We start from the raw sequence: 8,820 nt of genomic DNA, 5'->3' as shown, positions 1-8,820 counted from the left end.
CCCTACACGACGCTGACACCGATGACCGGCGAGACGATCAAGACGGTGCTCGAGGATGTGGCCGACAACCTGTTCAACCCCGATCCGTACTACCAGCAGGGCGGAGACATGGTGCGCGTGGGCGGGATGGACTACACGATCGACCCGATGGCGCCGATGGGGCAGCGCATCACGGAGATGCGTCTGAACGGCAAACTGATCGAGGCGGGCAAGACATACAAGGTGGCGGGCTGGGCGCCGGTGGCCGAGGGAGTGCAGGGCGAGGCGGTATGGGATGTGGTGGCGCGGTATCTGCGCGCACAGAAGACGGTGGTCGCGAAAGCGCCGAAAGTGCCGTCCATCAAGGGGATGAAGGGGAATTTGGGGGCGAATTAAGGGGGCAGGGCGCTGCTGTAGATGCGCGTATCCCGATGGAAATGTGGAAAATTTTCCAATTCCCGAGCAATTTGGTCGGTTCCTCGCCGCGCAGAGAAAAATCGCTATAATTGTGGCTTCGTGTGGGGCGGTAGCTCAGCTGGGAGAGCGTCGCGTTCGCAATGCGAAGGTCGGGAGTTCGATCCTCCTCCGCTCCACCAACGATTCTCTTTCTTGTCGGCGCCCGCCGGAATTCTCATGAGTACGTCTGAATCGCTCACCATTCGTCCGATGCGTTCGGCGGATCTCGGTGCCGTGCTCGCCTGGCGAAATCGTCCGGAAGTGCGCCACTGCATGTTCACCGATCACGAGATCAGCCTCGAAGAACACACGAAATGGTTCTCGAAAATGTCGAACGATGCGTCGCGCCGTCTACTGATAGTGGAGGACAGGGAGGTACCGCTAGGCTTCGTGAATTATTCGAACGTTACGCCCGGTGCGATTTCCGATTGGGGCTTCTATGCAGCAGCCGACGCGCCGCGCGGCTCCGGCAAGCGTTTAGGTGCGGTCGCGATTGCATTCGCTTTCGAGTCGCTCAAGTTGCACAAAATTTGTGGCCAGGCGCTTGACTTCAATGAAAAGTCCATTCGCATGCACTTGAGTCTGGGTTTCACCCGCGAAGGTGTGCTGCGCGACCAGCATCTCAAGAACGGGTTTTACCATGATCTGATTTGCTTCGGCCTGTTACGTAGCGAGTATCACATAGCCAATACCCCGCCTTATCGCTACGAAGCCTGAAGTCGGGGCGACCTGAGCGAAGCGTGCCTGGCGGCGGCTACCCGTAGTGCTTCCGCACGCCGCCAGCCACCTGCGAATTACTTGTCGTTGACGCGATGGACGGAAATTACCTTCGCCTGTCTCAGTTCAGTTGCTGTAGCCGCAGCCGCAGCCGTTGCGGCGGAAGGCGTAGTGAAGAGCAGGTCGCGAATTTCGCTGTCCGGACGGAAACCCGACACACATTGGCGCAGTACGTTGAGAATCGTCTGGTGATCACCACGCTCACATGCCGAACGGAGTCGACCGAGCGCAGCTTCGAGCTCGGGCAATGGCAGGAGGTGCTCGTTGGCCATCATGATCTTCGGATGCACCGTGCTCAGCACGTCGCCGCCGATCAGCAGCTCTTCATAGAGCTTTTCACCGGGACGCAGCCCCGAGAACGAAATCTCGATGTCGCCGTCGGGATTTTGTGCGTCGCGAACCGAGAAGCCGCTCAGGTGAACCATCCGGCGGGCGAGATCCACGATCTTGACCGGCTGCCCCATATCCAGGACGAACACTTCGCCATTTCCGCCCAATGCACCAGCGGAAATCACGAGCTGTGCAGCTTCGGGAATTGTCATGAAGTAGCGAATGATATCCGGGTGCGTCACCGTGACCGGGCCGCCGACATCGATCTGACGCCGGAACAGCGGTACGACCGAACCTGACGAGCCCAGCACATTACCGAACCGCACCATGCAGAATCGCGTACAACTCGTCTTGCTGTGCGCGAGTCCCTGTAACACCAACTCTGCAAAACGCTTGCTGGCGCCCATGACATTGGTCGGCCGCACAGCCTTGTCGGTTGAGATCAGAACGAAGGTTTCGACACCGGATGCAATGGCGGCTTTCGCCGTCTCCCAAGTGCCAAAGGTGTTGTTGAGCACTCCTTCAACGACATTCAGTTCAACCAGAGGCACATGCTTGTATGCCGCCGCATGGTAGACCGTCTGCACCTGATAGCGCGTCATGACTTCTCGTACCCGCTCGCCGTCACGTACGGAGCCGAGCGCAGGCAGGATCGGCACGTCAAGCCGGTGACGGCGCGCCATCTGCGAGAGTTCCTGCTCGATGGAGTACAGCGCGAATTCGGAGATCTCGTAAAGAATCAGGGACTTCGGCTTTTGCAGCAATATTTGACGGCATAGCTCCGAGCCGATCGACCCGCCGGCGCCACTGACCATCACGCTCTTGCCGCGGATGTTGGCACTGAGCAGTTGCTCACTGGGCGGAACGGTTTCGCGGCCGAGCAGTTCGTCGATGTCGATTTCGCGAATATCGGCCACATCGACCTCACCATTGACCAGATTGGCCATGCCGGGAATTGCGCGGACTTCGACTCGCAGCGATTCCAGCCCGTTGATGATTTCGAGGCGACGGCTACGGCTGGCCGAGGGCAAGGCGAGAAGCACCTGACGGACGTTGAATCGCGAAATAACGCGAGGCAGTTCTTTGGGAGAGTATACGTGCAGGCCCATCATGACGAGCCCCTGAAGCTCGCGGTTGTCGTCGACGAACGCGACTGGACGATACTCTCGGCCGGTACGTAGTGCGCCGGCTAACTGACACCCGGCGCTACCAGCGCCGTAAATAATGACCCCGCGACGGGGGAAGATGTCTTCCTGTAGCAAGCGACGCAATGCCGCGCGGGCGAGGAAGCGGCTGCACCCGATGTAAAGAATGGCGATTAGCCAATAGATGAGCAATGCGCCGCGTGGTACCGGTGGTTGCGAGAGCAGCGATAACAACCCGGCCAACAACCACACCGAGATGGTGACGCCGAGCCCGATGGTGAGCATGGCTCGGCCTTCCATGTACCGAACGACGGCACGATACAATCCAAGACGAATGAAAATCGGGATCGCGGTTGCCGGAGGCAGCAGATAGACCCACCAAGCGTGGATTTGCGGCAGCGACCAGACATCGAGGCGCAAACCGATGGCCGTCCAGAAGGACAGCGGAAGAAGAATGGCATCTGCCGATAGCACTACGGCGCTCTTCGTCGAGCGCGGCCATTGGGTGATACGTCGCATCGTTACACTCTCTTGAACCCGGTGGTTTTGTGGTTATTGTAGCCGGGGCAAATGCGCAACCGGACGCTGTTGCCTTTCACCCGAAAACGGCAGCGAAAGTCCGGAAAATAATGCGTAAGTCCAGCATAAAAGAGCGATTTCGCACATATTTGACGCAAAACGCCAGTTTCGCGGGCATGACTTCTTCGATGTAGGTTCGCTCGGCATCGTCACTCTTCCCCAAGAGTGCGTTTTCGTCTCGATACTCGATCGACGCGAGATCCGTGATGCCCGGTCGAACACTCAGCACAATACGTTTGATGTCCTCCGGATAAAGTGCCACGTACTTAGGCACTTCCGGACGCGGCCCCACGAGACTCATGGTGCCGCGAAACACGTCGATCAATTGCGCCAGTTCGTCGAGCTTCAGCCGCCGCAGCAAAGCACCGCTGCGCGTGATGCGACGGTCGGCACCGATCGTAATCAGCGGGCCGTCGCTGGACAGGCGCATCGTCCGGAACTTGTGAATCAGAAACGGGCAGCCGTGAAGGCCCACGCGTTCCTGGCGGAAAAACACCGGTCCCGGCGACTCTCTCTTGATGGCGATGGCAATCACGAGGAACACGGGGGATAGCACGATCAGCCCCACCGCACTCGCGAGCACATCGAAGACGCGTTTAGCAAACATCAGCTCAGCGCGCCTCGTACAACGCTCACCACGCGCTCGACGTCTTCATCGGTCATCTTCGTGTACAGCGGCAGTGTGAGGGTGCGCGTATAGATGTCATGACTGACAGGGAACATTTCAGGCGAGAGACGGTACTGGTCACGCCAGTATGGTTGGAGGTGCAGCGGGATATAGTGCACGCTGCACCCGATGCCTTGCTTGAACAGATGCTCGATGAGCGCGTCGCGGTTCAACGGCGAAGCATCCGTCAGACGGACGACATAAAGGTGCCACGAGTGAACATCGCCCTTGGCCGCAAGCGGAGGAAGCACCATCGGCAGATCGGCGAATGCCTCGTTGTAACGGGTCGCGATCGCTTCGCGGCGTTCGTGGAACGCATGCGCTTTCTTCAATTGATGCAGGCCGATGGCTGAGGCCACGTCCGTCATGTTGTACTTGAAGCCCGGGGCCACGATCTCGTAGTACCAGCTCGGTGCGGTCGACGTGAAGCGGTCGAAAGCGTCTCGGCTAATGCCGTGCAAACGCATTATCTTCGCACGCTTGGCCACTTCCGGATGACGCGTAACGACCATGCCGCCTTCGCCGGTGGTAATGGTCTTGTTCGCGTAGAAACTGAACACGGTTGCGTCGGTATCCATCGCGCCGATCAGTTCGCCGTTGCTCGTGGCGGGCAGCGCATGAGCGGCATCGTCGACAACGCGCAGGTTGTGGTGCTTGGCAATCGCAATAATACGTTGCATGTCGGCGGCACGGCCACCGAAGTGCACGGGCAGGATTGCTTTGGTCGCCGGCGTGATCGCGCGCTCCATGCCATCGATATCAATGCAGAGCGTGTTCGGGTCGACGTCAACGAAGACGGGATCGGCGCCCAGGTAACGGATGACTTCCGCGGTCGCCGTAAACGTGTGCGTCGTGGTAATGACCTGATCGCCGGGACCGACGCCAACCGCCTCGAGCGCCAGATGCAGTCCGGCCGTTGCCGAGTTCACCGCAATGGCTTCCACGCCGCCGCCCAGGAAGGCAGCAAAATCCGCTTCGAATTGCTTGGTCTTGGGGCCGGTAGTGACCCAGCCGGAACGCAGCGTGTCCACGACTTCGGCGATTTCCGCCTCTCCGATTTCCGGCTGGGCGAAGGGAAGGAATTTGGCCGTCATGAGCGAAGTCCTTGTTTTGCGAGAAGGTGTCTGAGTGCCCGGATGACCGGGGGTCTTGTCTTAGTGACTTTGCGTGGGTGCTGCGTTGGCCGTATCGGTCGTACCAGCCTTCAACTCTGCCAATCGCGCCGAATCGAAGAATGTGGCGTCGACGGCGCCGCTGCGCACGAATTCAGCGTCGTATTTGTCCGTCGTGCCGATGATGCGGCCAGGATTGCCGACGACAACCGAATGATCCGGAATATGTCCACGGATCAGGCTGCCGGCGCCGATGACACAACCCTTGCCAATCTGCGTTCCGGGCAAGATGATCGCGCCGCTCCCGACGAATGTAAAGTCGCCGATCACTACAGGCGATTTGATGAATCCCAGCCGTTGCGGCGTCGGCGTCGTGATGAATTGCTTGCCCAGAAGGCGCACCGACACGTGACTGCTGTGCGAGAGCACGGCGTTGAGCGAACTGATCTGTACGCCTTCGCCGATCTCCACCCCACCGCTCGCGTCGATCAGGCAGTGCGGGCCGACCCAGCAGTGATCGCCGATCTTGAGATTTGCGGCGTCCAGAATCTTGGCATTCGAGCTCACGCGCGTGAAACGCAGAAATCGCCCATCTTTGCGCGATACATAGCCGTAGACCATGAACGGCCGAGAAACCGCGCCGAGCACGTTCAGCACCAGCGAGATCAGATAGCCGAGCGGTGAGAGGTAGAGTTTGCGGAACATGGTTGGAACCTATTTCAGACCTTCGGCGAAGCGTACGAACGCGTCGTGCTGGAGGTACTGGTCGAAGCGCGGGCCGAGTCTAGCGGCATTCGCTTTGCAGCGCGCCAGACGCTCGGGGTCCGAGGCCAGTGTGGCGATCGCCTTTGCGAGCGAATCGCCGTCGCCGGGCGTGTACTGCATGCCGAGTTCGTGATCCGCAATCAGACGTTTGATTTCGCGGTCGAGCGAGTTTATTGTGGCGACGCCGGCGGCCAGGTAGTCGTAGAACTTGATTGGCATAGAGACCGTCGAGTGCGCCAGATACGTGCTCAGGCCGATGTCGCAATACTTGTACAAAAGGTTGAGATCGTTGGGGTCAAGACGTCCCAGATAGACGACATTGGTGCCTGTCTTGGCACCCGCGGCTTCGAGCAGCGGGCGTTGCGGGCCGTCACCCGCGAACAGGAACTTGACGGGCTTGCCCGCCAGTCGCGGCGATTCGGCCGCGGCCAGAATCGACGCCATATCGTACCCGGCACCCAGCGTGCCCGCGTAGATCACCCAGACTTCGCCCGGTGCTTTCGGCGGCAGTCCGAGTTTCTCGTGGACTTCACCGTTTTCGCGCTGCATCGCTTCGCGCATCATCGCGACATCGACACCCCAGTATGAAACGTCAGACGGCATCGATGGCGCTGCACGATGACCGACGAGGCGGTAGTCCTCGGAAACGCCGACGATCCCGTCGCATGCCTTTAGGATCGATGCGCGCCGACGGTAGAGCGGTGCTAGCAGGAGGCGCTCGAGCGGTCGCACGGCCTTCGGCAGAATCATCGCGAAGACTTCCGGCCAGATGTCGATGATGTCGGCGACGAGCTTGGCACCGAACTGCTTTGCCATCTTGACGATGGGCTTGCCATAAAAGACCGACGGCTCGGCGAGCACTACGATGTCGGGCTTGTTTTCCGGAGTTTGTGCGGCGATCTTGGCGACGTTGCATGCGAACGTGCGCTCGCTGCGAATTCTGTCGACAGACACATGGCTGCGGTAGGTGGTCGTCGGCACAATGCGGACTTTTACACCGGAGTCGAGCGCTCGCTCGCTATAACCTTCGCAGCGGAACTTCTTGGAGCGGTGTTCGAAGTTCGAAATCCACCAAGTGACTTCGTGCCCTGCACGGGCAAACGCGTCCGCCAGCATTGCGCTGCGATACTCGCGCCATGCTTCTCCGGGAAGGCTACCGTAGGGATTGACGATCCAGACTTTCATGTTGCTTCTGCTGAGTTGACTTCGGCGAGCGATGGGCTGCGGGCGAGACCGATCACGATCATCAGAAAGATGAACATCATCGGGAAATAATCCAGGATTCGGTTCACGAAGAAGTTGATCATGAAGATGACCAACGCGTTACGCAAGAACTGGAGTTGGGGTGTTTGCAGTACTCGGGCGGAGCCCGCACGCAGATAGATCCGCAAATTCACGAAGACGAACAATACGCTCAGCGGAATACCGAACGACGCCAGGTAGCTGACGTATTGACTGTCCGCGGGCAGATATGCCGTGGAGTCGATGTGACCCCAGAGCATCGTCCTGGGATTATCGATGTAGCCCAGCACGAGATTGATGTGATCGGCAATCCGGCCGCCCGTGATGCCAGCGGTCACCTCATAATCGACCAGTCCGACGAAATTGAGCACCGCGAGGATCTTGTGTACCAGGAACGATGGCGCCCCCGACGCCTCTGCGCGCATTATCAGCCATGAGGCAACGACGATTGCCGGGATAAAGGCGAGCAGGATGAAGAACAGCCGGCGGTTGCGTGCCTCGACCAGAAGCACGATGGCGCCAATCGTGAGCAGCGAAAACACTGAGTTCGTCGCCACGGCGCCAAGTGCCAGAATGGCCTTCTGCGGCAACTCGAAACGCGCCTTGGTGCTGAACGTATCCACATACAGATAGGACACGCAGCACAGCAGCCCGAACGAACTCGGGTTGCCCACGCCGCCGGAGACGGCTCCCCCCGTCCAGAGATCGATGCCGACTGCGCGCAGCGCAAACCCCAGCACACACTGCACGAGAATGATGTTCTTGACGAGACGGAACGTATCATTAAGCCCCGTTTCCGTCATGCGCGCCGAGAATAAGACCGGCAGGAAAATGAGTGTATTGAGGAACAGCGCGGTCGGATTCTCCAATCCCATCGCGATTGCCCCAATGTAGCTCAGACCGCACATCGCGAAGAGAGGGACGTACAGAATGTCATCGCGGTAGCGCGTTGAAATCCGGAACGGCAGCAGGCTGACCAGAAACACGGCGAAGACCGCATACTTGGCCAGCGCGATGTATGGCGGTAACTGCGTCACTTCGCCATCTTTGAAGTCGGTCAGGTAATAAAGGTAGTAAATCGAGAAAATCCCGGTGACCGCACCGGTGCGAATCAGGTCAGCCAGCCGTCTGAGCAATGCTGTGTTCATGCGCCCCTCTTTGCCTTGACAACGGCCGGCGAACCGACCGCGATGGAATACGGGGGCAGTGACTTCGTGACGACCGAGTTGGCACCGATGACACAGCCGGTGCCGATGGTGACGCCGGGCATGATGGCGACGTTCACGCCGATCCAGCAATCGTCGCCGATCGTGACAGGCTTATCCTCGAAGCCGGCGGGACGCTGGTCGGGGGCTAGGGCTGCGTAACGAGCTTCCTGTTCGCGAATGGGCAACTCGGGCCAGGCAGAAAATATGTGCGAGCCGGAGGAAATGAAGACGTTCGGCGCGAAGAGGCACCCGCGTCCGATCGAGACGGTGCCGTTGAACGAACCGCGGCGTTGAATGGTCGTGCCTTCGCCAATGTCGACACGCGTCGTCGATTCGATTTCGATGCCATGGGACAACCATACGCCGACCCCGGCCGAGAATTGCCCACCGTCCGGCAGGTTGATCAGCACTTCGCGGGCGATCCGAGTGCCGCGCGCAAATCGTACTTGCGACAGGCTGGCGCGTACGAATGCCCGCGGATGGATGCGCACCCCGAGTGGCAAATGACGAAGGGTGACCCACCATCGCCAAAGGAACGTCAGTTTGAATAATCTCGACAT

At 59.3% G+C, this 8,820-nt stretch carries 10 protein-coding genes and 1 tRNA gene; 3 read left to right on the top strand and 8 right to left on the bottom strand.

What is annotated here, in order from left to right; all coding sequences use genetic code 11:
* The 3 genes from A985_RS29225 to pseH form a co-directional block, all read left to right on the top strand.
* The coding region (locus A985_RS29225; protein WP_232424602.1) for a 5'-nucleotidase C-terminal domain-containing protein at nucleotides 1–375 on the top strand (375 nt) is incomplete at its 5' end.
* A gap of 124 nt (nucleotides 376–499) precedes the next feature.
* A tRNA-Ala gene (locus A985_RS0111605) sits at nucleotides 500–575 on the top strand.
* Nucleotides 576–612: 37 nt separating this feature from the next.
* Complete coding sequence (gene pseH / locus A985_RS0111600; protein ID WP_017233570.1) at nucleotides 613–1,152, top strand: UDP-4-amino-4,6-dideoxy-N-acetyl-beta-L-altrosamine N-acetyltransferase; 540 nt, start codon at nucleotides 613–615, stop codon at nucleotides 1,150–1,152.
* Here pseH and A985_RS29815 read toward each other — a convergent pair.
* The 8 genes from A985_RS29815 to A985_RS0111565 all read right to left on the bottom strand — a co-directional run bounded on the left by A985_RS29815 (nucleotide 1,099) and on the right by A985_RS0111565 (nucleotide 8,820).
* Nucleotides 1,099–1,230: a hypothetical protein gene (locus A985_RS29815; protein WP_157211439.1), complete on the bottom strand. Its 132-nt coding sequence runs from the start codon at nucleotides 1,228–1,230 to the stop codon at nucleotides 1,099–1,101. The two genes, pseH and A985_RS29815, sit on opposite strands and share 54 nt — an antisense overlap.
* Complete coding sequence (locus A985_RS25165; protein WP_232424601.1) at nucleotides 1,230–3,107, bottom strand: nucleoside-diphosphate sugar epimerase/dehydratase; 1,878 nt, start codon at nucleotides 3,105–3,107, stop codon at nucleotides 1,230–1,232. Before A985_RS25165 ends, A985_RS29815 begins: the two co-directional genes overlap by 1 nt.
* Nucleotides 3,108–3,282: 175 nt before the next feature.
* Entirely contained in the window at nucleotides 3,283–3,873 is a 591-nt protein-coding gene (locus A985_RS0111590; protein ID WP_017233568.1) for a sugar transferase, read from the bottom strand.
* Nucleotides 3,873–5,027, bottom strand: coding sequence for a DegT/DnrJ/EryC1/StrS aminotransferase family protein (locus tag A985_RS0111585; RefSeq protein WP_017233567.1), 1,155 nt, complete (start codon nucleotides 5,025–5,027; stop codon nucleotides 3,873–3,875). Before A985_RS0111585 ends, A985_RS0111590 begins: the two co-directional genes overlap by 1 nt.
* A gap of 60 nt (nucleotides 5,028–5,087) precedes the next feature.
* Nucleotides 5,088–5,750 carry a DapH/DapD/GlmU-related protein gene (locus A985_RS25160; RefSeq protein WP_017233566.1) on the bottom strand — a complete coding sequence of 221 codons (663 nt, stop codon included), beginning with the start codon at nucleotides 5,748–5,750 and terminating at the stop codon, nucleotides 5,088–5,090.
* A gap of 9 nt (nucleotides 5,751–5,759) precedes the next feature.
* Nucleotides 5,760–6,995: a glycosyltransferase family 4 protein gene (locus tag A985_RS0111575; RefSeq protein ID WP_026131874.1), complete on the bottom strand. Its 1,236-nt coding sequence runs from the start codon at nucleotides 6,993–6,995 to the stop codon at nucleotides 5,760–5,762.
* Nucleotides 6,992–8,200 (bottom strand): hypothetical protein, encoded by a 1,209-nt coding sequence (locus A985_RS0111570; protein ID WP_017233564.1) that lies wholly within the window; start codon nucleotides 8,198–8,200, stop codon nucleotides 6,992–6,994. The genes A985_RS0111575 and A985_RS0111570 overlap by 4 nt, the downstream gene beginning before the upstream one ends.
* Nucleotides 8,197–8,820 carry an acyltransferase gene (locus A985_RS0111565; RefSeq protein ID WP_026131873.1) on the bottom strand — a complete coding sequence of 208 codons (624 nt, stop codon included), beginning with the start codon at nucleotides 8,818–8,820 and terminating at the stop codon, nucleotides 8,197–8,199. Before A985_RS0111565 ends, A985_RS0111570 begins: the two co-directional genes overlap by 4 nt.

It is taken from the genome of Pandoraea sp. B-6 (assembly GCF_000282835.1).
In the GTDB taxonomy this organism is placed as follows: domain Bacteria; phylum Pseudomonadota; class Gammaproteobacteria; order Burkholderiales; family Burkholderiaceae; genus Pandoraea; species Pandoraea cepalis.
Note: the sequence above shows the minus strand (reverse complement) of the source record. Positions and strands in the feature narration are given on the sequence as shown.

Bases quoted from the DNA above. Each gene is read 5' to 3' on its own strand.
- A985_RS0111575 (WP_026131874.1), bottom strand. From the start codon at position 6,995: ATGAAAGTCTGGATCGTCAATCCCTACGGTAGCCTTCCCGGAGAAGCA.
- A985_RS0111570 (WP_017233564.1), bottom strand. From the start codon at position 8,200: ATGAACACAGCATTGCTCAGACGGCTGGCTGACCTGATTCGCACCGGT.
- A985_RS0111590 (WP_017233568.1), bottom strand. From the start codon at position 3,873: ATGTTTGCTAAACGCGTCTTCGATGTGCTCGCGAGTGCGGTGGGGCTG.
- A985_RS0111585 (WP_017233567.1), bottom strand. From the start codon at position 5,027: ATGACGGCCAAATTCCTTCCCTTCGCCCAGCCGGAAATCGGAGAGGCG.
- A985_RS25160 (WP_017233566.1), bottom strand. From the start codon at position 5,750: ATGTTCCGCAAACTCTACCTCTCACCGCTCGGCTATCTGATCTCGCTG.
- pseH (WP_017233570.1), top strand. From the start codon at position 613: ATGAGTACGTCTGAATCGCTCACCATTCGTCCGATGCGTTCGGCGGAT.
- A985_RS0111565 (WP_026131873.1), bottom strand. From the start codon at position 8,820: ATGTCGAGATTATTCAAACTGACGTTCCTTTGGCGATGGTGGGTCACC.